Genomic DNA, 22,589 nt, shown 5'->3' on the forward strand with positions numbered 1-22,589 from the left:
CGCCGTCGCTACGTTCTCCGTCGTCGGAGTCGTCTAGACGACCGGCCACGAACTTCTCACCGAAGGCAGGAAATGATCCGCTCCCGCAAGATCGCCGGCGTCACCGCCGGCGCCGCGTTCGCCGCCGCACTCCTCGCCGGCTGCTCGGCCGCAGCCGCGAACGAGACCCCCGAGGTCCTCAAGCTCGGAGTGCCCCCGGGTGAGGCCGACGCCGAGTATCTCGACATGCTCGAGCCCCTCGCCGGCATCATCGAGGAGGCCACCGGCATCCCCGTCGAGCTCACCGAGACCGGCGACTACCTCGGCATCGTCGAGGCCATGCGCTCCGACCTCATCGACATGGCGATCTTCAGCCCCTTCCCCGCCGTCCTCGCGCAGAAGGTCGCGGACGTCGAGCTCATCGCCGCCGCCACCGGCGCGCCGTACTCGTCGCTCATCATCTGCTCGACCGCCTCGGGCGTCGAGGAGCTGTCCGACATCGACGACGAGACCGTCGCCTTCGTCGACCCGGGCTCCACCTCGGGCAACTTCATCCCCAAGCTGGTCCTCAAGGAGGCGGGCGTCGACCTCGACAGCCTCAACGAGACCTACGCCGGCGGTCACGACACCGCGGCGATCGCCGTGATGCAGGGCAGCGCGGACTGCGCGGGCGTGGCCTCGCAGCTGTGGGACTACATGGTCGAGGCCGGCGCGCTGGACGAGTCGCTCGTCACCAAGGTCGCGGAGTCCGACCCGATCCCGATCTCGACCGTCGTGGTGGGCCGCGAGGGCCTGTCCGAGGAGATCTACCAGCAGGTCTCCGCGGTCTTCGTGGGCAGCTCCGACCCGGAGGTCCTCCAGGTCATGGGCGGCGCGACCGAGGTCATCGACCCCGCCGACGCGGATTGGACCATCTTCGAGGACGCCGCCAAGGAGCTGGGCGTGAACCTCGAGGACGTCGAGTGACCGTCCTCGAGGCCGCGGACGTCACCTTCCGCTATCCCGACGGCACCCAGGCGCTCACCGAGGTGAGCGTCGGGGTCCAGCGCGGCGAGATCGTCGCCGTGCTCGGCCCCTCGGGCGCCGGCAAGTCCACGCTGTTCAAGTGCTTCGCGGGGCTCGAGCGCCCCACCTCGGGCGTCGTCAGGGTCGAGGACGTCGACCTCGCCGGGCTGCGCGGCCGGGAGCGCCGCCTCGCGCACCACCGCATCGGGCTGGTCTTCCAGGAGTTCCACCTGGTGGGCCGCGCGAGCGTGCTGTCCAACGTGCTCGTCGGGCGCCTCGCGACCGCGAACCCGGTGACGAGCCTCGCGCACTGGATGAGCCGCCGCGACCGCACGCTCGCGGTCGAGCTGCTCACCCGCGTCGGACTCGGCGAGCAGGTGCGCAAGCGCGCCGACTCGCTCTCCGGCGGCCAGCGCCAGCGCGTCGCCCTGGCCCGCGCGCTGTCGCAGCGGCCCGAGCTGCTCCTGGCGGACGAGCCCGTGGCGAACCTCGACCCGGTGCTCGCCGCCGGCGTGATCGACGACATCGTGCGCATGGTGCGCGAGGAGGGGCTCACCGCCGTCCTCAACCTGCACGACGTGTCGCTCGCGCGCCGCGTCGCCCAGCGCATCGTCGGGATGCGCGAGGGCCGCGTCGTCTTCGACCTGCCCGTCGGGGAGGTCACGGACGCGCTGCTCGCCGACCTGTACGCGAACGAGGGCCTCGCGGCGCAGGCCGCGGAGCGAGAGGAGGTGGCGGCATGACCGCGACCATCGACAAGGCGCCGGACCCGGCGCCCGAGAAGACGCCGCGGCAGGCGCCCACCCGCCGCGACGAGATCGAGCGCCTCGCGCGCCTGCGCCGCCCCAGCTGGGGCACCATCGCGGGCGCCGTGGGCGTGGTCGCGCTGCTGGGCTGGTCCTCGACCTCGACGGGCTTCTCGGGCCCGGCGCTCGTCGACGGCCTGCCGCACGTGGCGGACTTCGTGGGCCGCATGTTCCCGCCGAACCTCGAGGAGCTGCCGGTCGCGATCGAGCTCATGTTCGAGACGCTCGGCATCGCGATCACCGGCACCGTGTTCGGCGTGCTGCTCGCGATCCCGCTGAGCCTCCTGGCCGCGCGGAACATCTTCCCGCAGCCGTGGATCCGCGACACCACCCGCGTGGTCGTCAACGTGTTCCGTGCGATCCCCGAGCTCATGTGGGCGCTGCTGTTCGTGTCCGCCGTGGGCCTCGGAGCCTTCGCGGGAACCCTCGCGATCATGGTGGGCACGGCGTTCGGCGTGGCGCGCCTGTTCGCGGACATCTTCGAGACCGCCGACATGCGGGCCTGGGACGCGGCCGCCGCGACCGGCGCGCGGAAGTCCCAGCGCATCGCGTGGGTGCTGCTCCCGCAGCAGCTGCCGACGATGGCGAGCTACACGCTGCTCGTCCTCGACGGCAACGTCCGCGCGGCGTCGCTGCTCGGCCTCGTCGGCGCCGGCGGCATCGGCATGGAGCTCAACCAGCAGCTGCGGCTGTTCGAGTACGGCTCCGTGATGACCATCGTGCTCGTCGTCCTGGTCGTCGTCATGACGCTCGACCTGCTGTCCTCCTACGTCCGGAAGAGGTTCGTATGACCACCGAGATCCTGCCCGTGCTCGCCAACGCCCGCGACCTTGCGGGCGCCGCACCCGGCCTGCGCGCCGGCGCGGTGTTCCGCTCCGACGCGCCCCTCGCGGGGGACGATGCGCCCGAGGGCCTCGCGCCCTGGCCGCCCGCCGCGGTGGTCGACCTGCGCGACGCCCGCGAGTTCGACGGCTCGCACCCGTTCGCGGACTCCGCGACCATCCACGCGATCCCGGTGCTCGGCGACGCCGTGTTCGATCCGTCGATGATGAAGAGGTCCCTCGTCGACCTGTACCGCGACATGGTCGTCGGCGCCCCCGCCCGGGCGATCGTCCGCGCCGTGGTCGCGATCGCCGGCGAGCCCGGCCCCGTCCTGGTGCACTGCACCGCGGGCAAGGACCGCACCGGGGTGTCGGTGGCGCTCACGCTGGCGCTCGTCGGCGTCGACCGCGAGGCCATCGTGGCGGACTACGTGGCCACGCACGCGAACATGCGCGGTGTGATGGCGCGGTCGCGGAGCTCGTGGAGCGGCGAGATGCCGCCGCTGCCCGAGGGGGTCGATCTCGAGGAGATGATGCGCGAGATGACAAGCGCGCCCGCCGCCGCCATCGAGGCGGTGCTCGACGCATGGGCGGCCGCCGGCGGGGCCGAGGCATGGTTCCTCGCGCACGGCGGCACCACGGCCGACGTCGAGGCGCTGCGCGAGCGGCTGCTCGGCTGAGCCCCGGGTCGGGCGCGCTCCGGGGGTGCGCGCCCGACCCCGTCCCGATGCCCCGTCGCGCCCCGTGCCCGCCGGGGCATCGTCGCGCCCCGGGGACGAGGACGGGACCACGGCACCTGGGATGCCGTGTGCCCGAGGTGGTAGGTATGGAGGCGACACCCGACCCTCTCGCGCCCGGAGCCGCCATGACCATCGAGACCCTGCCCGTGCTCGCCAACGCCCGCGACATCGCGGCGGCGTGGCCGGGCCTGCGCGGCGGGGTCGCCTTCCGGTCCGACGCGCCGTTCGCGGGGGACGACGCGCCCGCGGGCCTGGCGCCGTGGCCGCCCGCCACCGTCGTGGACCTCCGCGACGTCGACGAGGCCCATGCGCTCCACCCGCTCGCGGCCGCGGCGAGCATCCGGTCGATCCCCCTGCTGGCCGAGGCGGGGCTGGGCGCCGCCGCGCCCGGGTCCGAGCTCGTGAGCCTCTACCGGGCGATGACCACCGGCCCGGCCGGCCGCGCGCTCGCGAGCGTCGCCGTCGCGGTGGGGACCGCGCCCGGGCCGGTGCTGGTGCACTGCTCGGCGGGCAAGGACCGCACGGGCGTGTCGGTGGCGCTGGTCCTCAGCCTCGTGGGCGCGCCGCGCGAGCGCATCGTCGCGGACTACGTCGCGACGGCGGCGAACATGCAGGGCGTGATCGCGCGGATCAGCGCCGGCTGGGCGGGCGGAGGCCACGGCGTGGACCTGTCCCGCATCCCCGCCGAGATGCTCACGGCGCCCGCCGCCGCGATCGAGTCCGTGCTCGACGCGTGGACCGCCGCCGGGGGAGCCGAGCCCTGGTTCCTCGCCCACGGCGGCACGCCCGCGGACCTCGACGCGCTGAGGGAGCGGCTGCTCGGCTGAACGCGCCCGCGAGCACGCGAGCACCTCTCCACACGGATTCTGCAACTGTCCACCTGGCACCAGGGAAGACGTGCGGAACTTGCATCGAATCGACCGGAAGCGAGCGCCATCGTGTGGAGAGGCGCATGCGTAGCTAGGACGCGCGCGGCTCCCAGGTCCGGGTCGCGACGCCGTCCCGCCACACCCGCGTCACCAGCGGCACGCCGGGCCGGTAGGCGAGGTGGACCGGATCCGGTGCGTCCAGCAGAGCGAGGTCGGCGCGGGCATCCACGGCGACGCGGCCCACGTCGGTGCGGCGCAGCGCCTGCGCCCCGCCGCGCGTCGCCGCACGGATCGCCTCCGCCGGCGTCATCCCCATGTCGCGCACGGCGAGCGCGATGCAGAACGGCATCGACGTCGTGAACGAGGACCCGGGGTTGCAGTCCGAGGCGATCGCCCAGGTCGCGCCCGCGTCGCGCAGCCGCTCGATGCGCGGGTACGGCTGGCGCGTCGAGAACTCGGCGCCGGGAACGAACGTCGCGACCGTGTCCGATCCCGCCAACGCCTCCACGTCCTCGTCGGACAGGAACGTGCAGTGGTCGATGCTCGCGGCGCCGAGCTCGACGCCCAGCGCGGCGGCCCCGGACATCGTCAGCTGGTTCGCGTGCAGGCGCAGCTCGAGGCCCGCCTCGCGGCCCGCGGTCAGGATGCGCCGCGTCTCCTCGACGTCGAAGGCGCCCTCCTCGCAGAACACGTCGATCCAGCGCGCGAGCGGCCCGGCCGCGGCGAGCATGTCGCCCGCGACGAGGTCCACGTAGTCGCCGCGGCGGTCGCGCATCTCCGGGGCGACCACGTGCGCGCCCAGGAAGGTCGTCTCCTCGGTGAAGCGGGACGCGACCTCGAGCAGGCGGCGCTCGGTCGCCACGTCGAGGCCGTAGCCGCTCTTGATCTCCGCGGTGGTGGTGCCCTGGCGGAGCGCCTCCTCGAGCAGGTGCCGGGTGCGTTCCGCGAGCTCCTCGGTCGAGGCCTCGCGCGTCGCCGCCACCGTCGAGCGGATGCCGCCGGCCGTGTACGGCGCGCCCGACATGCGGGCGTCGAACTCCGCGGACCGGTCCCCGCCGAACACCGTGTGCGTGTGCGAGTCCACGAAGCCGGGGATGACGGCCGCGCCGCCGGCGTCGAAGGTCGCATCGGCAGCGGGTGCGTGCGCGGTGGGACCCACCCACGCGATCCGTCCGTCCTCGATCACGACCGCGGCGTCGCGGCGGAGGCCCATGAGGCCCTCGCCGTCCTCCATGGTGGCGAGGACGCCGATGTTGACGATGGCCTCGCTAGGCATGGGCGGGCTCCGTTCGCGGGTAGGACTCCGCCGCGAGGCGGCGCAGGTCGGACGATGCGCGGTGGACGCCGCGCACGACGGTGCCGAGGACGTCGGCGGACGATGCGGTGAGGACCAGCTCGGACGCGTCCGAGCCGACCGTGCGCGGGGAGGCGGCGTCGAGGACGACGAGGTCGAGGGGGTGGCCGACCTCGAGGCGCTGCGCCGGCGCGTCGGTCGGCGCGACCGACGTGTGGCCGTCGGCCGTGCCGGCACGCCACAGGTCCGCGGGCGACAGCACGCCGCGACGATGCGACGCGAGCCGTGCCCCGCCCTCGAGGCGGCGCAGCTCGTCGAAGGGGTCGATCACGACGTTCTGGTCGGAGCCCACCGTGAGGCGCGCGCCCGCGTCGCGCAGCGCCTCGCTGTGGCCCAGGCCGTCGCCGAGGTCCGCCTCGGTGGTCGGGCACATCGACACCGAGACCCGGGCCGCGCCGAGCGTCGCGATGTCGCCCTCGGTGAGATGGGTCGCGTGCACCACCGTGGTGCGCGCGTCGAGGACGCCGGCCCGGTCGAGCAGCCCGGTGGGGGTGAGCTCCGTCTCGGCGAGGCACTCCTCGTTCTCGCGGGTCTGCTCGGACAGGTGGAGGTGCAGCGGGACCTCGTGGGGGAGGCCCGCGACCATGTACGCGAGGTGGTCGGGATCGACGGCGCGCACCGAGTGGATCGCGGCGCCTAGCGTGACCTCCGGGTGGGAGGCGCGCAGGGCATCGTCCAGCGCGTGCCAGCGCGCGTGCCACCGCTCGAGGCTGCCGTCTGAGAAGCGCCGCTGCGCGCCCTCGAGCGCGCGGCCGAAGCCGCCGCGCAGGTAGACCGTGTCGAGCAGCGTGAGCCGGATCCCCGCCTCGGCGGCCGCGTCGGCGAGCGCGAGCTCCATGTCGTGGCCCGCGTACGGCGTGCCGTCGGGACGGTGGTGGAGGTAGTGGAACTCGCCCACCGCGGAGTAGCCGGCGGCGACCATCTCCGCGTACACGGAGGTCGCGGCGGCACGCAGGCCGTCCGGGTCGAGCGTGCCGGCGACGCCGTACATGACGTCGCGCCAGCGCCAGAAGTCGCCGCCGCCGCCGTTGGTGCGGCCGCGCAGCAGCCGGTGGAACGCGTGGCTGTGCGTGTTGGCGAAGGCGGGCGCCGCGACGTCGACGACGAGGTCCGCCGGGGCCCCCGCCCCGGCCGGCCCGATCGCGGTCACGACCCCCGCATCGTCCAGCTCGACCAGGACGTCGGCGCGCACCTCGTCGGGCAGGACGAGGCGGTCGCAGGCGATCCTCACGTGAGGGCCCGCAGCGCGTCGGTGAGGGCGTCGACGCCCGCGCGGATGTCCTCGTCCGACGCGCCTTCGAGGGGCGAGTGCGAGACGCCGTCGGGGTTGCGGACGAACAGCATCGCGGTGGGCAGGTGCGCGGCGAGGATGCCGGCGTCGTGGCCCGCGCCCGTGGGGATCCGGGGCACGACGCCGAACGCGGGCGCGAGCGCCGCGCCGATGCGGTCGGTGAGGGCGTCGTCGAACTCGACGCGCGTGCTGAACGACTCCTCGGAGACGGAGACCCGGCAGCCCTCGGCCGCGCTCGCCCCCTCGACGTCCGCGACGACGCGGGCCACCAGGTCCCTCACCTCCTCGTCGTGCTCCGCACGCGCGTCGAGCCACAGGTGCACCTCGGACGCGATCGCGTTGGACCCGCCGGGGACGACCTGGACCTTGCCCACCGTGGCGCGGGCGCGCGCGGCGGGGTCGGTCTCGACGGCGCGCGCACGCGCCGCCTGGACCGCGGCGGCCGCGACCAGCATCGGGTCGTGGCGCGAGACCAGCTCGGTGGCGCCCGCGTGGTCGCCGCGGCCCGTGACGGTGATCCGCCAGCGCCCGTGCGCGAGGATGCTGGTCGCGAGGCCGACGGGGTGGCCGAGCGGCGCGAGCTGGCAGCCCTGCTCGACGTGGAGCTCCAGGTAGAGCGCCAGGTCCGCGAGGCGGTCGGGATCGTGGCCGATGAGGGCCGGGTCGTAGCCGCCGTCCTCGAGGACCTGGGCGCACGTGGCGCCGCCGGCGTCGGTGAGCGCGCGCACGCGGTCCGTGTCGATCTCGCCCGCGAGGAGCTGCGAGCCCAGGCACGGGACGCCGAAGCGGGCGCCCTCCTCCTCGGCGAAGCTCGCGACCCTGATCGGGTGCGCCGGGGAGTGGCCCTCGGCCATCAGCCGCGACACGGCGGCGAGGCCCGAGACCACGCCGAGCGGGCCGTCGAGCGGGCCGCCGCCGGGCACCGAGTCGAGGTGGGAGCCGGTCGCGACGGCCTTGCCCGTGGCGCCCTCAGCGCGCCACGTGGCCCACAGGTTGGCGTTGCGGTCGGCCTCCACCTCGAGGCCCATCGCGGTCGCGGTGCGGACGAACCACGCGCGCATGTCGCGGTCGGCGTCGTCGAGCAGGTGACGCGACCAGCCGCCGCGCACCGGGTCCGCCCCGACGGGGGCGAGCTCGGCGAGCGCGGCGACCGCGTCGAGCACGGCAGGGGCGGCGACGTCGGCCATCAGGCGTCCAGCATCGGGACGTGGAGGCCGCGCTCGCGCGCGACGTCCTTCGCGTGCTGGTAGCCCGCGTCGACGTGGCGCATCACGCCGGTGCCCGGGTCGTTGACGAGCACGCGTGCGATCTTCTCCGCCGCGAGGTCGGTGCCGTCCGCGACGATCACCTGGCCCGCGTGGATCGAGCGGCCGATGCCGACGCCGCCGCCGTGGTGCAGCGACACCCAGGTCGCGCCCGACGCGGTGTTGAGCAGCGCGTTGAGCAGCGGCCAGTCGGCGATCGCGTCCGAGCCGTCCTTCATCGCCTCGGTCTCGCGGTACGGCGAGGCCACCGAGCCCGAGTCGAGGTGGTCGCGGCCGATCACGATCGGCGCCGACAGCTCGCCGGACGCGACCATCGCGTTGAACTTGAGACCCGCGAGGTGACGCTCCTGGTAGCCGAGCCAGCAGATGCGCGCGGGCAGGCCCTCGAAGTGGACCTTCTCGCCCGCGGCGGTGAGCCAGCGGTGCAGCGACTCGTGCTCGGGGAACAGCTCCATGAGGGCGCGGTCCGTCTTGGCGATGTCCTCCGGGTCGCCCGACAGCGCGGCCCAGCGGAACGGGCCACGGCCCTCCTCGAACTGCGGGCGGATGTATGCCGGCACGAAGCCGGGGAAGGCGAACGCGCGGTCGTAGCCGCCCAGCTCCGCCTCCGCGCGGATCGAGTTGCCGTAGTCGAACACGTCGGCGCCGGCGTCCATGAAGCCCACCATGGCCTCGACGTGCGCCGCCATCGCGGCGCGGGCGTCGCGCGTGAAGCCCTCCGGGTCGGCCTCGGCGCGGGCGTGCCACTCCTCGACCGTGTAGCCGATCGGCAGGTAGGACAGCGGGTCGTGGGCCGAGGTCTGGTCGGTGACCAGGTCGATCGGCACCCCGCGGCGCAGCAGCTCGGGGACGACCTCGGCCGCGTTGCCGACGACGCCGACGGACAGCGCGCGGCCCTCGTCCTTCGCGGCGACCGCCCGGGCCACCGCATCGTCCAGGTCCGCGGCGACCACGTCGAGGTAGCCGTGCGCGACGCGGCGCTCGAGGCGCGAGGCGTCGACGTCGACGATGAGGCACGCGCCCTCGTTGAGGGTGACGGCCAGCGGCTGCGCGCCGCCCATGCCGCCGGCGCCGCCGGTCAGAGTCAGGGTGCCCCGCAGCGAGGCGGTGCGCGGGTCGCGGCCCTCGCGCTCGGCGCGCTGGCGCGCGGCGGCGGCGAAGGTCTCGTAGGTGCCCTGGAGGATGCCCTGCGTGCCGATGTAGATCCACGAGCCCGCGGTCATCTGGCCGTACATGGTGAGGCCCTGCGCCTCGAGGCGGCGGAACTCGGGCCACGTCGCCCAGTCGCCCACGAGGTTGGAGTTCGCGATGAGCACGCGGGGCGCCCACTCGTGGGTGCGGAACACGCCGACGGGCTTGCCGGACTGCACGAGCAGGGTCTCGTCGTCCTCGAGCTCCGTGAGCGTCGCGACGATCGCGTCGTACGCCTCCCAGCTGCGGGCGGCGCGGCCGGTGCCGCCGTAGACCACGAGGTCCTCGGGGCGCTCGGCGACCTCGGGATCGAGGTTGTTCATAAGCATGCGCATCGGCGCCTCGGTCTGCCAGGACTTCGCGGTGAGCGCGGTGCCGCGGGCGGCGCGGACGGTGCGGGTGGTGTCGGTGGTCGTCATGGGGTGCTCCTTAGGCGTGGTCGAGGGGGCCGATGCGGTCCTCGACCGCGCGGAGGACGTCGCCCGAGCGCACGGCGTCGGCCGCGGCGTCGATCTCGGGGGAGAGGAAGCGGTCGGCGCCCGGGCGGGCGGCGTCCGCGATGAGGGCCGCCGCGGCGCCGGTGGCCTCGGACGGCTCGAGCGGCGCCCGGAGGGCGAGGCCGCGCGAGGAGGCGAGCAGCTCGATGCCGAGGACGCGGGCCAGGCCATCGACCGCGGTGCGGAGCTTGCGGGCCGCGTGCCAGCCCATCGACACGTGGTCCTCCTGCATCGCGGACGAGGGGATGGAGTCCACCGAGGCGGGTGCCGCCAGGCGCTTGAGCTCGGAGACGATGCCAGCGGCCGTGTACTGGGCGATCATGAGGCCCGAGTCGACGCCCACCTCGTGCGCGAGGAACGGCGGCAGGCCGTGGTTGCGGGCGGGGTCGAGCAGGCGGTCGATGCGGCGCTCGGACATGCTCGCGAGGTCCGCCACGGCGATCGCGAGGAAGTCGAGCACGTACGCGACGGGCGCGCCGTGGAAGCTGCCGTTGGACTCGACACGGCCGTCGGGCGTGACCACCGGGTTGTCGACCGCGGAGGCGAGCTCGCGGGAGGCCACGAGGCGCGCGTGCGCCATGGTGTCGCGCACGGCGCCGGCGACCTGGGGCGCGCAGCGCAGCGAGTACGCGTCCTGGACGCGGGTGCACTCGGGGCCGCGGTGGCTCGCGACGACGGGCGAGCCGGCCAGCACGCGGCGCATGTTGCGCGCCGAGGCGTCGAGGCCGGGGTGCGGGCGCAGCTGCTGGAGGTCCTCGGCGAACGGGGAGTCCGAGCCGAGCAGCGCCTCGACGCTCATCGCCGCGGTGACGTCGGCGGTGGTGACGAGGCGGTCGAGGTCGGCGAGCGCGAGGATGAGCTGGCCGAGCATGCCGTCGGTGCCGTTGATGAGGGCCAGGCCCTCCTTCTCCTCGAGCGCGACGGGGGTGATGCCGGCCGCGGCGAGCGCGTCGGCGGAGTCCATCAGGGTGCCCTCGCGGTCGCGGACGGGGCCCTCGCCGATCACGGCGAGCGCCACGTGGCTCAGCGGGGCGAGGTCGCCCGAGCAGCCCAGCGAGCCGTACTCGTGCACCACGGGGGTGATGCCGGCGTTGAGCATCGCGGCGTAGGTCTCCGCCACCAGCGGACGGGCGCCGGTGCGGCCCGTGAGCAGCGTCGACAGGCGCAGCGTCGCGAGGGCGCGGATCACCTCGCGCTCGACCTCGGGGCCGGATCCGGCGGCGTGCGAGCGGACCAGGCTGAGCTGGAGCTGCGCGCGGCGCTCGCGGTCGATGAACGTGGTGGCCAGCGCGCCGAAGCCGGTGGAGACGCCGTAGTGCGGCTGGGGGTCCTGCGCGAGGGACTCGATGACGGCGCGCGAGGCGGCCATCGCGTCGAGCGCGGCGGGATCGAGCACGATGCGGGCGTCGTCGCGGGCGATGGCCGCGACCTCGGCGGGGGTCGGGGCGCCGCTGCCGAGCGTGACGGTCGAGACGTGCATGTCGAGGGTGGTCATGAGGTCCATCCAAGGCCAGCCGGGGCGTCTCCGGTCGCCGTCACGAACCGTTCCTGTCTCATATGTGAGACTAGAGACGTGCCGGAAACATCGCCCTCCCCCCGTGCCGCGGCGCCCGCCGTGGACCAGGCCCTGGCGATCCTCACGTACCTCGGGCGCCAGCGCGGCCCGGTGTCCGCGGGCGCCCTCGCGGCGGCGCTCGGCATCCCGCGCGCCTCGCTCTACCGCCAGCTCGCGGCGATGATCGATCACGGCTACGTCGTGCACGTGCCGGAGGAGTCGCGCTACGGCCTCGGGGTCGCGGCGCACGAGCTCGGTTCGGGCTACGCGCGCCAGCAGCCGCTGTCGAGGCTGGGCGCCCCGGTGCTCGCGGGCCTGGTCGACCGGGTGGGGGAGTCCGCGCACCTCGCGGTGCTGGAGGGACGCGACGTCGTCTACATCGTGGAGGAGCGCGCGCCGCGACGGCCGACCCTCGTCACAGACGTGGGCGTGCGCCTGCCCGCGCTCGCGACCGCGACGGGCCGCGCGATCCTCGCGGCGCTGCCCGACGCGCAGATCCGCGCGACCTACCCGGGGCGCGACGCCTTCGCCTCGGCGCCCGAGGGCTCGCCGCGGTCGTACCGCGAGCTCAAGGAGATGGTGCGGCTCACGCGGGCGCGCGGCCACGCGTGGGAGGACGGTGACGTGACGCCGGGGCTCGCGTCGGTCGCGGTGGCCGTGCGCGACCACACGGGCTGGCCCGTCGCCGCGATCGCGGTCACCTTCGCCGCGGACCGCGTCGACGAGGGGCGCCGCGCCGCGCTCGTGTCCGCCGTGACGCGCGACGCCGCCGAGCTCGAGCGCCGCATCGGCCGCCGCTGAGCCGCCGCATCGTCCCGCGCCCCCCAGCCTGCACGGCGGAGCGTCACCGCATCGGTCCTTCCCCCGTGCTGGTTCCGACCCGCTGGGAGGATCGATCGCCGATGGATCCGACGGCGAGGCGGGGGCGAGGAGGCGGGCGGGAGGGGCCGTGCAGCGCCCCCGTACACTTGACGGGTCCGAATCCGGGAGGTCCCCATGCGCGTGCTCGCCGCCCTGTCCGGCGGGGTCGACTCCGCCGTCGCGGCCGCGCGCGCGAAGGACTCCGGCCACGACGTCGTCGGCGTGCACATGGCGCTCTCGCGCAGCCGCGCCGAGCACCGCACCGGCTCGCGCGGCTGCTGCAGCATCGAGGACGCGAACGACGCGCGCCGGGCCGCCGACAAGCTGGGCATCCCGTACTACGTGTGGGACCTGAGCGACGAGTTCCACGACACCGTCGTCGCCGACTTCCTGTCCGAGTACGCGGCCGGCCGCACCCCCAACCCGTGCGTGCGCTGCAACGAGCACATCAAGTTCGACACGTTGCTCGAGCGCGGCATCGCGCTGGGCTTCGACGCGGTCTGCACCGGCCACTACGCGCGCATCGACGTCCGCGACGACGGCGGGCGCGAGCTCCACCGCGCCGCCGACGCCGCAAAGGACCAGTCGTACGTGCTCGCCGTCATGGGCGCCGAGCGGCTCGCCCGCGCGATGTTCCCGCTCGGCACCGTCGCGTCGAAGGCCGAGGTGCGGGCCGAGGCCGTCGCGCGCGGGCTCGGGGTGTCGAACAAGCCCGACTCGTACGACATCTGCTTCGTCGCCGACGGCGACACCAAGGGCTTCCTCGCCCGCGAGCTGGGGGAGCGGCCCGGCGACATCGTCGACGAGACGGGCGAGGTCGTCGGCGCGCACGAGGGCGCCTACGCGTTCACCGTCGGCCAGCGCAAGGGCCTGCGGCTGCCGCGCCCGGCCGCCGACGGCGCCCCCCGCTACGTCACCGGGATCGACACCGCCCGCAACGTCGTCACCGTCGGGCCCGAGACCCTGCTCAGCGTGCGCACCCTGACCGGCGAGGACGTCGTGTGGCTCGCCGACGACGTGCCGGCCCGCGAGGCCACCGCCGTCGAGGTGCAGGTGCGCGCCCACGGCACGCCTGTCCCGGGCACCGCGACGCGGGACGATGCGCTGCTCACGGTCGTGCTCGAGGAGCCGATGCGCGGGGTCGCCGCGGGCCAGTCCCTGGTGGTCTACCAGGGGTCACGCGTGCTCGGCCAGGCGACCATCGCCCGCTGATCAGCCCGCGTAGGGCTCGAGGTCCACGTCCTGGACGTGCATGACCTCGCCCCACGCGTCCGGCTCGCATCCCTCCGGGATCGTCATGTCCTCGTTGGGCGGGCCCCAGCCCCCGCCCGCCGAGACCTCGTCGCCCATCGCATAGTCGCGGCCCGCATACGTGAGCACCTGGGCCTCGGCGTCCCATGACGTGAGCGCGCGGGGGAACACGGGCACGGTCGTCATGCCCGCCGCGTCCCCGCCGCCGACGACGTACACGCAGCCGTCGTGCAGCTCCAGCACGCCCTCCAACAGCGCCGCTTCGCCCCCGTCCGCGGGGTCCCAGTCGTAGCGCGCGACGGGGCTGCCGGGTGCGTCGAGGTCACCCGTGTCATGCGCGCCGCAGCCCGCCAGCGCGAGCAGGATCACCCCTGCTAAGGCACGTTTCATGAGGTCATCCTGGCGCGTGCCGGGGCGTGGCGCCAGGGGCGCCCGGTCACGATCCGGCCACCCCCGCATCGTCCCCGCGCGCGGCCTCATCACGGATTCGTAACGTTTCGGCCACGAATGCCAACCCGCTGTCGAAACGGTTTGACACGCCCCGCCCGGAGCAATACTTTGAAGCCGATGCGAGAGAGCGCTCTCACAGGGAGAGCGCTCTCACGATCACCGCCAGCAGTACGGACACAAAGGAGTGAACGTGAGCCTCTCACGCCGCAAGACCACCCTCGGGTTCGCCGCCGGAGCGGCAACCCTCGCCATCGCGCTCGCCGGGTGCGGGTCGTCCAGCGAGCCGGAGTCGTCGGACTCGGCCGCCGCGGGCGGCTCCATGGACGAGCCTGTCACCCTGACCCTCGCGACCTTCAACCAGTTCGGCTACTCGGCCGACTCCGAGGGCGGCGCGGACTACGCGTACGACCTCATCGCGGAGTACCAGGAGCTGCACCCCAACGTCACCATCGTCTACAACGTCGCGGACACCTCGAACACCGCCCGCGAGAACTTCTTCACCAAGCTCGGCCCCGGCGGTCTCGCCGACGTCGAGGCGATCGAGGTCGACTGGCTGCCCGAGGCCATGCAGTACTCGGACCTCCTCGCGGACCTCACCAACCCCGAGCTCGACGGCAACTGGCTGCAGTGGAAGGTCGACGCCGCCACGGACGCCGACGGCCGCCTCATCGGCTACGGCACCGACATCGGCCCCGAGTCGATCTGCTACAACGTCGACGCCATCGAGGCCGCGGGCATGGACGCCTCGCGCGACGCGATGTCGGCCGCCATCGACGGCGACTGGGACAACTTCTTCGACCTGGCGAAGCAGTACTCGGACGCGACCGGCAAGGGCTTCTACGAGGAGAACGCCGCCGTGCTGCAGGCCATGATCGGCCAGCTCGAGGCGCCCTACGAGGACCCGGCCACGGACGAGATCATCGCCCTGGACAACCCCGAGGTGAAGGACATCTACGACACCCTCACCGCGGCGTCCGACGCGGGCCTGTCCGCCGGCCTCCAGCAGTGGGGCGACGACTGGGCGGCCGGCATGGCCAACGGCGACTTCGCCGCGATGCCCTGCCCGTCCTGGATGCTCGGTGTCATCGAGGGCAACGCCCCCGACGGCAACTGGGACATCGCCAACGCCTTCCCGAACGGCGGCGGCAACTGGGGCGGCTCGTACCTGACCGTCCCGGCCGGTGGCGAGAACGTCGAGGCGGCCGCCGAGCTCGCCGCGTGGCTGACCGCTCCCGAGCAGCAGGCCAAGGCGTTCGAGAACGTCGGCGCCTTCCCGAGCTCGGAGGAGGCCGCGGCCTCGGACGCCGTGACGTCCTACACCCGCGCGTTCTTCAACGACGCGCCGGCCGGTGAGATCTACTCGGAGCGCGCCGCCGCCGTGACGGTCGCCCCGTACAAGGGCCCCCACTACTTCGAGGTCAACGACGCCATGGTGAACGCGCTCCGCCGCGTGGACGAGGGCACCATGTCCGCCGAGGAGTCCTGGAAGCAGTTCGAGTCCGACGTCAACGCGATCGGCTGATAGCCAGTCCGGTGCGGGCCGTCTCCCACGGGAGGCGGCCCGCACCCGTCGCACCGACCGTCACGACCAGGGGAACCACCTCATGACCACCACTCAGCCTCAGACCGAGGCCCCGACGCCCCCCGGCGCCCCGCGCGGGCGCGCGCCGCTCACCTGGCGGCAGCGTCTCGGACGCTGGGACGTCAAGCTCTCGCCGTACCTCTACATCTCGCCGTTCTGGATCGTCTTCGCGCTGGTCGGGCTGTTCCCGATCGTCTACACCGCGGTCATCTCGTTCCAGGACTGGGACCTCGTGCGCAACACCGGCACGTTCACCGGCTTCGACAACTTCGCCTTCGTGCTGCAGGACCGCGAGTTCTGGCTGTCGCTGCGCAACACCTTCTCGATCTTCGTGCTGTCGTCGCTGCCGCAGATCATCGTCGCCACGTTCATCGCCGCGATGCTTGACAAGAACATCCGCGCCAAGACCTTCTGGCGCATGGGCGTCCTGCTCCCGTACGTCGTCGCGCCCGTCGCGGTCGCGCTGATCTTCTCGAACATGTTCGGCGACAAGTACGGCCTCATCAACTCGCTGCTCAACGACCTCGGCCTCGACAGCATCCGCTGGCACGTCGACGTGATCCCGAGCCACTTCGCGATCGCCACCATGGTGAACTTCCGCTGGACCGGCTACAACGCGCTGATCCTGCTCGCCGCGATGCAGGCCATCCCGCGCGACCTCTACGAGGCCGCGGCGATCGACGGCGCGGGCACGATGCGCCGCTTCTTCTCCGTGACGCTGCCGCAGATCCGCCCCACGATGATCTTCGTCATCATCACGTCGACCATCGGCGGCCTGCAGATCTTCGACGAGCCGCGCATGTACGACACCAACGGCCGCGGTGGCTCCAACCATCAGTGGGAGACCATCACGCTGTACCTCTACAACATGGGTTGGGGCGAGTTCAACTTCGGCCGCGCGGCCGCCGTCGCCTGGATCCTGTTCCTCATCATCGTCGCGTTCGGCCTGCTGAACTTCGCCGTCACCAGGCGGTTCATCGCGAGCGACACCGCCGCCAAGCCGAAGAAGCCGAAGAAGGTGACCAAGTGACCGCCATCGCCAACCCCCTCAAGCGCAAGAAGACGGGCGCGAGCGCCGTCTCGACGATGCGGCCCGGCTGGTTCGTCTACGCCTCGCTCGCGGTCTTCCTGATCGCGTCGGTCTTCCCGTTCTACTGGTCGTTCCTCATCGCCTCGGGCGACCGCTTCACCATCAACGACCCGAACATGTCGTGGTGGCCCGGCGGCAACTTCCTCGAGAACGCCGCGACCGTCATCAACAACCCCGCGGTCAACTTCTGGAAGGCGCTCAGCAACTCGATCATCGTCTCCACGACGATGGCGGTGTCGACGGTCGTCCTGTCGACGCTCGCCGGCTACGCGTTCGCGAAGCTGCGCTTCAAGGGCTCGGGCCCGCTCCTCATCGCGGTCGTCGCGACCATGGCGGTGCCCGTCCAGCTCGGCGTCGTGCCGCTGTACATCCTCATGCAGAAGTTCGGCTGGACCGGCAGCATCGGCGCGGTCATCATCCCGGGCCTCGTGACCGCCTTCGGCGTGTTCTGGATGACCCAGTACATCTCGCAGGCGCTGCCGACGGAGCTCATCGAGGCGGCACGCGTGGACGGGTGCTCGATGATCCGCACCTTCTGGCACGTGGGCCTGCCGGCCGCGCGACCGGCCGCGGCGATGCTGTTCCTCTTCACGTTCGTGACGTCGTGGAACAACTTCATGTGGCCGTACATCGTGCTCGACTCGAAGAACCCGACGCTGCCGGTGTCGCTGTCGATCCTGCAGGCGAACTACTTCGTCGACTACTCCCTGGTCCTCGCGGGCGTGCTGCTGGCAACGGTGCCGCTGCTCCTCCTGTTCATGTTCGCCGGGCGTCAGCTCGTCTCCGGCATCATGGCGGGGGCGGTGAAGGGCTAGGCGGCCATGCCGCGCGTCGTCGGCCGGCATGGGGCCATCTCCGCAAGGATGGCCTCATGCCCGCCGATGAGGATCCCCAGGTGACCGCCCCCGGTCGCCACCCGGCGCCCACGCTCGAGCTCGTCGCGGCCCGGGCGGGCGTCTCGCGCGCGACCGTGTCGCGCGTGGTCAACGGCTCGACGTCGGTCTCGGCGCCCATCGCCGACGCCGTGCGCCGCGCGGTGCAGGAGCTCGGCTACGTCCCCAACCGCGCGGCCCGCTCGCTCGTGAGCCAGCAGTCGCAGGCCATCGCGCTGGTCGCGCCCGAGGACGTCAACCGGTTCTTCGGCGACCTGTTCTTCGCGGACATCGTCGCGGGCATCGACGCCCGCCTCGAGGACTCCGACTACGTCCTCAACCTCATGATCGCCAACCACGAGCCGAGCGGGAAGACGATGCGCTACCTCGGCGGCGGCGCCGTCGACGGCGCCATCGTCGTGTCCCACCACACCAGCGACCGGTTCCTGCGGCGCATCACGGAGGCGCTGCCGGTGGTCTTCGGCGGCCGGCCGTCGGTCTCCGGGCTCGACACCTACGTCGTCGACGTCGACAACGTCGCGGGCGCGGCGACCGCGACACGCCGGCTCATCGAGCGGGGCTGCCGCCGCATCGGTCTCATCGCGGGCCCGCTCACCATGCAGAGCTCGATCGACCGTGTCACCGGCTGGCGCCAGGCGCTCGACGAGGCCGGCGTCGCGGCCGGACCCGTGGTCGACGGCGACTTCACGATGTTCGGCGGCACCAGCGCGATGCGCGAGATGCTCGAGGGACGCGAGCGCGTCGACGGCGTCTTCGTCGCGTCCGACCTCATGGCCGCGGGCGCGATCCCGGTGCTGCTCGACCGCGGCATCCGCATCCCCGAGGACGTCGCGGTGGTCGGCTTCGACGACAGCGCGGCGGCGCTCACGGCGGGTGTCCCGCTCACCACGGTCCGCCAGCCGTCGCACGAGATGGGCTGGCACATGGCGGACATCCTCATCAAGGTGCTCGCCGGTGCGCCCGACGTCGCGCGCGAGCTCATCCTGCCCACCGAGCTCGTGGTGCGCGAGTCCGCCTAGGACCGCTCGCGCGGCGCCCCCGGGCCGAGGCCGCGCATCACCAGGGCCCACGCGTCCTCGACGCGCGCGTGCCGGCGGTCGGCCGGCACCCGCGCGACGAGCGCCGCGAGCATGCCGACCGCCAGGAGCACGTCCGCCACCGTCGTCGCGTCGGCGAGCGTGCCGCTCGCGCGCGCCGCGTCGACCTTGGGGGCGAGGGCCGCCGCCATGCGGTCCTCGAGCCCGCGCAACTGAGGATCGTCCTCGCGCGCGAAGTAGGTGATCACGGCCGCCGTGCCCTCGATCTGGTGCGTGATGAGGTCCGTGAGGTCGCGCAGCGTCGTGGCGGGATCGGCCGCGAGCCGCTCGATCGCGGCCAGGTTCTCGTCGAAGACCGCGAACGCGAGCTCCTCGCGCGAGGGGAAGTGGCGGTACAGGCTCGCCTGGCCCACCCCCGCCCGTCGGGCCACCGCCGAGATGGGACCGTCGACGCCCTGCTCCGCGAACACGTCGCGCGCCGCCGCGACGAGCGCCGCCCTGTTCTCGGCGGCCGCTCCGGGCCCGCGGTTCGACTTTGTCGCCATGCGTCGAATGTATAGGGTGAAGCTACCGGACAAGGTTGTCCGGAATTCCTGGTCTGGGAGCGCGATGGGGATGGCTCGAGGGTGTGGCACGGCCCGTCTCGCGCGTCGCCCGGCGGCGCGACCCGGCCTGGTTCGACCCCGGCGAACACGGCGCGAGCGGCGCATCGGCGCCCCACGCCCCACGTGACCCGCGCCCGAGGAAAGGAATCCCCATGCCCACCACCGTCCCCTCCCTCCCCACCGGAGACACCAAGGTCGCCGACTGGCTCGCCCACCCTGTCGGCGGTCAGGTCATGCGCGAGATGCTCGCGCAGGGCGGCCAGACCGAGCGCGCGCTCGGCCCCGTCAAGCGCTTCTCCATGAACAAGCTCATCAAGATCAGCGGCGGACGCTTCTCGCAGGAGATGCTCGACGGGATGATCGCCGAGACCGAGCGGCGCGTGGCCGCCGGCGGCGCCCCCGTCGCCGAGGCGCCCGCGGCCCCCGAGGCTGCCGTCGCCGAGGTGGACGCCGACGAGGCACCCGAGTGGGAGGAGCGCATCACCGAGGGCCGCTTCACCGGCCAGACGGTGGTCGTGACCGGGGCGGGATCCGGCATCGGCCGCGCCACCGCGTCGCGCGTCGCCCGCGAGGGCGGCCGCGTCATCGCCCTCGACATCTCCGAGCCGCGACTGAAGGAGTTCGCGGCCGAGCACGACGGCCTCGACATCACCGTCGTGACGGCCGACGTGACCAAGGAGGACGACATCGCGCGCGTGCTCGAGGCTGCGGGCGACCGCATCGACGCGCTCGCCAACGTCGCCGGGATCATGGACAACATGACCCCGCTGCACGAGGTCTCCGACGAGGTCTGGGAGCGGGTGTTCGCGGTCAACGTCGAGGGGCTCATGCGCCTCAGCCGGGCCGTCCTCAAGCGCATGGTGCCCGCACGTCGCGGCTCGATCGTGAACATCGCGTCCGAGGCGGGCCTGCGCGGCTCCGCCGCAGGCGTCGCGTACACCGCGTCGAAGCACGCGGTCGTCGGCATCACCAAGAGCACGTCGTTCATGTACGCGCCGAGCGGCATCCGCGTCAACGCGGTCTCGCCCGGACCGGTCATCACCAACATCGAGGCGCGCTTCGACTCGGAGCTCGGCCAGGAGCGCATCGAGCAGGCGATGGCGATCCTGCCCGCGCCGGTCTCGGCCGACCAGCTCGCGGCGTCGATCTGCTTCCTGCTGAGCGACGACGGCGTGAACCTCAACGGCGTGATCCTGCCGTCGGACGGCGGGTGGGCCGCCATCTGAGCCGGAGCTCGCGTATGGCGCCAGGGCCCCGGGGAGCGTGCGCTCCCCGGGGCCCTCGTGCATCGTCCGGGTGCCTCCCTACGATGGGGCCCATGATCGTCACGCATCGTGGGAAGTCCCCGACCATCGATCCGACCGCCACCGTGGCACCTACCGCCGTGGTGTGCGGCGACGTCGTCCTGGGCCCGGGGGTGCGCGTGCTGCACGGCGCGGTCCTGACCGCCGAGGACGGGCGCGTCGTCGTCGGCGAGGACACCGTGGTGATGGAGAACGCCGTGGTCAAGGCCCGCAAGGGGCACGACGTGCGCATCGGCGACGCGGTCGTGCTCGGGCCGCATGTGCACGTGAACGGCGCCGTCGTGGGCGACGAGTGCTTCGTCGCGACCGGCGCGGCGCTGTTCCCGGGTGCCGTCCTCGAGCACGGCTGCGAGGTGCGCATCCGCGCCGTGGTGCAGGTCAACACCCGGATCCACCAGGGCGCGATCGTGCCGATCGGGTGGATCGCCGTCGGCACCCCCGCGACGATGCTGCCGCCCGACCGCCACGAGGAGGTATGGGCGATCCAGCAGCAGCTCGACTTCACCGGCACGGTCTACGGCGTCGAGCGCGAGACGAGCATGCGCGAGCTGCTGCGGGGCCAGAGCGAGTTTTACGGCGCGCACGCGGACGACGAGATCATCGGCTGAGCGTGCGAGGGCCCGGGAGGCGAGGCCTCCCGGGCCCTCGTGCGTCGTGCCGGGTCAGTCGGTGCCGACCTCGATGCGGCGCGGCTTGGCGGCCTCGGACTTCGGGACCGTGACGGTCAGCAGGCCGTCCTTGTAGGTCGCCTTGACGTGGTCCGGGTCGACGCGGTCGGGCAGGCGCACCGCGCGGTGGAAGCGTCCGAATCGACGCTCCACGCGGCGGAAGCCCTCCGCGTTCTTCTCCTCGTAGAAGTTCCTCTCACCGGAGACGGTGAGCACGTTCTCCTCGAGGGACACGTCCACCTCGTCGGGCTTCACGCCCGGGAGCTCGACGTGCATCGTGTACCCGTCCTCGGTCTCCTCGACGTCGAGGGCGGGGGAGAAGGCGCCGGCGAGCGACGTGTCCGTGTCGCCGAAGAACTGCTGGACGAGGCGCTGGAACTCGTCCGGCCACGGCGTGGCGGCGCTGGCCGGAACGGAGCGACGGAGAACCTCTCGTGCCATGATCTGACCTCCTTCAGGGGGCTGTCGGCCCGCGTGGGATGGCGCCCTCGCGGGCGAGCGCATCGTGGCGCTCCGCCTTCATGATAGGACTTGAGCGTGATCCGCTCAAGTCTCAGCGTCGCACCTGGCAGAGTGATCTTCTGGCGGTTCCCGGACGGCGGATCGTCGGACGATCGATCCGACTGGTGGGTCGGTTCCGGCACGCCTGACGGATCGTTCGGGCGAGGGTCCTGCAGGCGGGTCGCCGGGTCGCCGGGGCCGGTGGGGCCGGAGCCGGGAGGCGCTCAGACCTGGTCGTAGGGCAGGCGCGCGAGGCGGCTGGGGTGCGACACGTGGCCGAGCCACGCGACCACGAGGGTGATGATCGCCGACAGCGCCATGCCCGCCCCGATGTGGAGCTTGAGCAGCAGCGCGCCCGTGAGCGCGCCCGCGCCGATCAGCACGATCGCGCCCGCGCGGCGCTTCCACGGCTGGCCGCCGCCCTTGCCCAGCACCGAGTCCGACGCCAGGCCCGTGATCGTCGAGGTGACCACCACCGTGGTGACGTCCTTGACCGCGACGTGGCGCGCGACCGCGGCCTGGCAGCCCATCGCGGCGCCCAGCCCGAGCGTGATCGCGTACTGCAGCAGCTCGCCGGGCTCCTCGACCACGGACGCGGGCACCGCGGCCAGCGCGATGACGATGCCCACCACCGCGAACAGCACGGTGTGGCGCGCGGTCCATGCGTCCTCGGCGCCCCGCAGCGCGCGCCCGCCCGCCGCCGCGCCGCCCATGAAGCCGGCGAGCGCGATCAGCGGGCCGAGGACGGGCAGCCCGGTGTCGCCCGCGAGACCCATGCCGAGGATGACGACGTTGCCGGTCATGTTGCCGGTGAAGACGCGGTCGAGGCCCAGGTAGCCGACGGCGTCGATGATCCCCGTGGAGAACGTCAGCGCGAGCATGAGGCCCAGGTGGGCGCTGGACGGGTTGCGGCGCATGCGGTCGAGCACGGGACCTCCGGAAGGCGTGAGGCCCCGGTCCGGGCTCCGAGGCCA

General features: G+C 73.2%; 22 protein-coding genes. 13 read left to right on the forward strand and 9 right to left on the reverse strand.

Annotation, left to right across the window (positions count from 1 at the left end):
- Positions 1-72: 72 nt before the first annotated feature.
- The 5 genes from phnD to AOM02_RS06315 all read left to right on the forward strand — a co-directional run bounded on the left by phnD (position 73) and on the right by AOM02_RS06315 (position 4,178).
- The gene (phnD, locus tag AOM02_RS06295; protein ID WP_062297842.1) at positions 73-945 is read left to right on the forward strand and encodes a phosphate/phosphite/phosphonate ABC transporter substrate-binding protein; all 873 of its coding nucleotides are present in this window, start codon (positions 73-75) and stop codon (positions 943-945) included.
- The gene (gene phnC / locus AOM02_RS06300) at positions 942-1,727 is read left to right on the forward strand and encodes a phosphonate ABC transporter ATP-binding protein (RefSeq protein ID WP_062297844.1); all 786 of its coding nucleotides are present in this window, start codon (positions 942-944) and stop codon (positions 1,725-1,727) included. The genes phnD and phnC overlap by 4 nt, the downstream gene beginning before the upstream one ends.
- A complete protein-coding gene (gene phnE, locus AOM02_RS06305; RefSeq protein ID WP_082104922.1) occupies positions 1,724-2,581 on the forward strand; it encodes a phosphonate ABC transporter, permease protein PhnE in 858 nt (285 codons plus the stop codon). The genes phnC and phnE overlap by 4 nt, the downstream gene beginning before the upstream one ends.
- Positions 2,578-3,291 carry a tyrosine-protein phosphatase gene (locus AOM02_RS06310; protein ID WP_062297846.1) on the forward strand — a complete coding sequence of 238 codons (714 nt, stop codon included), beginning with the start codon at positions 2,578-2,580 and terminating at the stop codon, positions 3,289-3,291. The genes phnE and AOM02_RS06310 overlap by 4 nt, the downstream gene beginning before the upstream one ends.
- A 185-nt stretch (positions 3,292-3,476) precedes the next feature.
- A complete protein-coding gene (locus AOM02_RS06315) occupies positions 3,477-4,178 on the forward strand; it encodes a tyrosine-protein phosphatase (RefSeq protein WP_062297849.1) in 702 nt (233 codons plus the stop codon).
- A gap of 133 nt (positions 4,179-4,311) precedes the next feature.
- Here AOM02_RS06315 and hutI read toward each other — a convergent pair whose 3' ends face one another.
- The 5 genes from hutI to hutH are packed head-to-tail and all read right to left on the reverse strand — an operon-like array spanning position 4,312 to position 11,313.
- Complete coding sequence (hutI, locus tag AOM02_RS06320; protein WP_062297852.1) at positions 4,312-5,496, reverse strand: imidazolonepropionase; 1,185 nt, start codon at positions 5,494-5,496, stop codon at positions 4,312-4,314.
- Complete coding sequence (locus AOM02_RS06325; protein WP_062297854.1) at positions 5,489-6,805, reverse strand: formimidoylglutamate deiminase; 1,317 nt, start codon at positions 6,803-6,805, stop codon at positions 5,489-5,491. The genes hutI and AOM02_RS06325 overlap by 8 nt, the downstream gene beginning before the upstream one ends.
- Positions 6,802-8,052 carry an allantoate amidohydrolase gene (locus AOM02_RS06330; RefSeq protein ID WP_062297856.1) on the reverse strand — a complete coding sequence of 417 codons (1,251 nt, stop codon included), beginning with the start codon at positions 8,050-8,052 and terminating at the stop codon, positions 6,802-6,804. The genes AOM02_RS06325 and AOM02_RS06330 overlap by 4 nt, the downstream gene beginning before the upstream one ends.
- Positions 8,052-9,740, reverse strand: a complete 1,689-nt coding sequence (hutU, locus tag AOM02_RS06335; protein ID WP_062297858.1) for a urocanate hydratase — start codon at positions 9,738-9,740, stop codon at positions 8,052-8,054. Before hutU ends, AOM02_RS06330 begins: the two co-directional genes overlap by 1 nt.
- A gap of 10 nt (positions 9,741-9,750) precedes the next feature.
- A complete protein-coding gene (hutH, locus tag AOM02_RS06340; RefSeq protein ID WP_228373786.1) occupies positions 9,751-11,313 on the reverse strand; it encodes a histidine ammonia-lyase in 1,563 nt (520 codons plus the stop codon).
- A 120-nt stretch (positions 11,314-11,433) separates the two neighbouring features.
- Here hutH and AOM02_RS06345 point away from each other — a divergent pair, with 120 nt between their 5' ends.
- Complete coding sequence (locus tag AOM02_RS06345; protein WP_267127684.1) at positions 11,434-12,174, forward strand: IclR family transcriptional regulator; 741 nt, start codon at positions 11,434-11,436, stop codon at positions 12,172-12,174.
- A gap of 195 nt (positions 12,175-12,369) precedes the next feature.
- On the forward strand, positions 12,370-13,446 hold the full coding sequence (mnmA, locus tag AOM02_RS06350; protein WP_062297862.1) for a tRNA 2-thiouridine(34) synthase MnmA: 1,077 nt from the start codon (positions 12,370-12,372) through the stop codon (positions 13,444-13,446).
- On the opposite strand, the gene AOM02_RS06355 is transcribed toward mnmA, so the two are convergent.
- Positions 13,447-13,875, reverse strand: a complete 429-nt coding sequence (locus AOM02_RS06355) for a hypothetical protein (protein ID WP_156156119.1) — start codon at positions 13,873-13,875, stop codon at positions 13,447-13,449. It abuts the gene before it with no gap.
- Between the two features lie 250 nt (positions 13,876-14,125).
- Here AOM02_RS06355 and AOM02_RS06360 point away from each other — a divergent pair, with 250 nt between their 5' ends.
- From AOM02_RS06360 to AOM02_RS06375, 4 genes are all read left to right on the forward strand, one after another.
- On the forward strand, positions 14,126-15,457 hold the full coding sequence (locus AOM02_RS06360) for an ABC transporter substrate-binding protein (RefSeq protein ID WP_062297867.1): 1,332 nt from the start codon (positions 14,126-14,128) through the stop codon (positions 15,455-15,457).
- 82 nt (positions 15,458-15,539) lie between these two features.
- Positions 15,540-16,547 (forward strand): carbohydrate ABC transporter permease, encoded by a 1,008-nt coding sequence (locus tag AOM02_RS06365; protein WP_062297869.1) that lies wholly within the window; start codon positions 15,540-15,542, stop codon positions 16,545-16,547.
- Between the two features lie 56 nt (positions 16,548-16,603).
- Positions 16,604-17,422 carry a carbohydrate ABC transporter permease gene (locus AOM02_RS06370; RefSeq protein ID WP_082099575.1) on the forward strand — a complete coding sequence of 273 codons (819 nt, stop codon included), beginning with the start codon at positions 16,604-16,606 and terminating at the stop codon, positions 17,420-17,422.
- A gap of 56 nt (positions 17,423-17,478) precedes the next feature.
- Positions 17,479-18,519, forward strand: coding sequence for a LacI family DNA-binding transcriptional regulator (locus AOM02_RS06375; protein ID WP_062297874.1), 1,041 nt, complete (start codon positions 17,479-17,481; stop codon positions 18,517-18,519).
- Here AOM02_RS06375 and AOM02_RS06380 read toward each other — a convergent pair.
- Positions 18,516-19,082, reverse strand: coding sequence for a TetR family transcriptional regulator (locus AOM02_RS06380; RefSeq protein WP_062297876.1), 567 nt, complete (start codon positions 19,080-19,082; stop codon positions 18,516-18,518). The two genes, AOM02_RS06375 and AOM02_RS06380, sit on opposite strands and share 4 nt — an antisense overlap.
- Before the next feature lie 212 nt (positions 19,083-19,294).
- On the opposite strand from AOM02_RS06380, the gene AOM02_RS06385 reads away from it, so the two are divergent.
- Positions 19,295-20,368 (forward strand): SDR family NAD(P)-dependent oxidoreductase, encoded by a 1,074-nt coding sequence (locus tag AOM02_RS06385; RefSeq protein WP_062297879.1) that lies wholly within the window; start codon positions 19,295-19,297, stop codon positions 20,366-20,368.
- A gap of 92 nt (positions 20,369-20,460) precedes the next feature.
- A complete protein-coding gene (locus AOM02_RS06390) occupies positions 20,461-21,054 on the forward strand; it encodes a gamma carbonic anhydrase family protein (RefSeq protein WP_062297881.1) in 594 nt (197 codons plus the stop codon).
- 54 nt (positions 21,055-21,108) lie between these two features.
- On the opposite strand, the gene AOM02_RS06395 is transcribed toward AOM02_RS06390, so the two are convergent.
- Together AOM02_RS06395 and AOM02_RS06400 are read right to left on the reverse strand one after the other, a co-directional pair.
- On the reverse strand, positions 21,109-21,555 hold the full coding sequence (locus tag AOM02_RS06395; protein WP_062297884.1) for an Hsp20/alpha crystallin family protein: 447 nt from the start codon (positions 21,553-21,555) through the stop codon (positions 21,109-21,111).
- A gap of 284 nt (positions 21,556-21,839) precedes the next feature.
- On the reverse strand, positions 21,840-22,532 hold the full coding sequence (locus AOM02_RS06400; protein WP_062298149.1) for a YoaK family protein: 693 nt from the start codon (positions 22,530-22,532) through the stop codon (positions 21,840-21,842).
- Positions 22,533-22,589 lie beyond the last annotated feature (57 nt).

Source organism: Demequina maris (assembly GCF_000971155.1).
GTDB lineage: Bacteria > Actinomycetota > Actinomycetes > Actinomycetales > Demequinaceae > Demequina > Demequina maris.

Excerpts from the sequence above, each read along its gene's own strand:
- AOM02_RS06310 (WP_062297846.1), top strand. The coding sequence starts at position 2,578 with ATGACCACCGAGATCCTGCCCGTGCTCGCCAACGCCCGCGACCTTGCG.
- hutU (WP_062297858.1), bottom strand. The coding sequence starts at position 9,740 with ATGACGACCACCGACACCACCCGCACCGTCCGCGCCGCCCGCGGCACC.
- AOM02_RS06385 (WP_062297879.1), top strand. The coding sequence starts at position 19,295 with ATGCCCACCACCGTCCCCTCCCTCCCCACCGGAGACACCAAGGTCGCC.
- AOM02_RS06370 (WP_082099575.1), top strand. The coding sequence starts at position 16,604 with ATGCGGCCCGGCTGGTTCGTCTACGCCTCGCTCGCGGTCTTCCTGATC.
- AOM02_RS06375 (WP_062297874.1), top strand. The coding sequence starts at position 17,479 with ATGCCCGCCGATGAGGATCCCCAGGTGACCGCCCCCGGTCGCCACCCG.
- mnmA (WP_062297862.1), top strand. The coding sequence starts at position 12,370 with ATGCGCGTGCTCGCCGCCCTGTCCGGCGGGGTCGACTCCGCCGTCGCG.
- AOM02_RS06355 (WP_156156119.1), bottom strand. The coding sequence starts at position 13,875 with ATGAAACGTGCCTTAGCAGGGGTGATCCTGCTCGCGCTGGCGGGCTGC.
- AOM02_RS06380 (WP_062297876.1), bottom strand. The coding sequence starts at position 19,082 with ATGGCGACAAAGTCGAACCGCGGGCCCGGAGCGGCCGCCGAGAACAGG.
- AOM02_RS06400 (WP_062298149.1), bottom strand. The coding sequence starts at position 22,532 with ATGCGCCGCAACCCGTCCAGCGCCCACCTGGGCCTCATGCTCGCGCTG.
- AOM02_RS06330 (WP_062297856.1), bottom strand. The coding sequence starts at position 8,052 with ATGGCCGACGTCGCCGCCCCTGCCGTGCTCGACGCGGTCGCCGCGCTC.
- AOM02_RS06365 (WP_062297869.1), top strand. The coding sequence starts at position 15,540 with ATGACCACCACTCAGCCTCAGACCGAGGCCCCGACGCCCCCCGGCGCC.
- phnE (WP_082104922.1), top strand. The coding sequence starts at position 1,724 with ATGACCGCGACCATCGACAAGGCGCCGGACCCGGCGCCCGAGAAGACG.
- AOM02_RS06395 (WP_062297884.1), bottom strand. The coding sequence starts at position 21,555 with ATGGCACGAGAGGTTCTCCGTCGCTCCGTTCCGGCCAGCGCCGCCACG.
- hutI (WP_062297852.1), bottom strand. The coding sequence starts at position 5,496 with ATGCCTAGCGAGGCCATCGTCAACATCGGCGTCCTCGCCACCATGGAG.
- AOM02_RS06315 (WP_062297849.1), top strand. The coding sequence starts at position 3,477 with ATGACCATCGAGACCCTGCCCGTGCTCGCCAACGCCCGCGACATCGCG.
- AOM02_RS06390 (WP_062297881.1), top strand. The coding sequence starts at position 20,461 with ATGATCGTCACGCATCGTGGGAAGTCCCCGACCATCGATCCGACCGCC.
- hutH (WP_228373786.1), bottom strand. The coding sequence starts at position 11,313 with ATGACCACCCTCGACATGCACGTCTCGACCGTCACGCTCGGCAGCGGC.
- phnD (WP_062297842.1), top strand. The coding sequence starts at position 73 with ATGATCCGCTCCCGCAAGATCGCCGGCGTCACCGCCGGCGCCGCGTTC.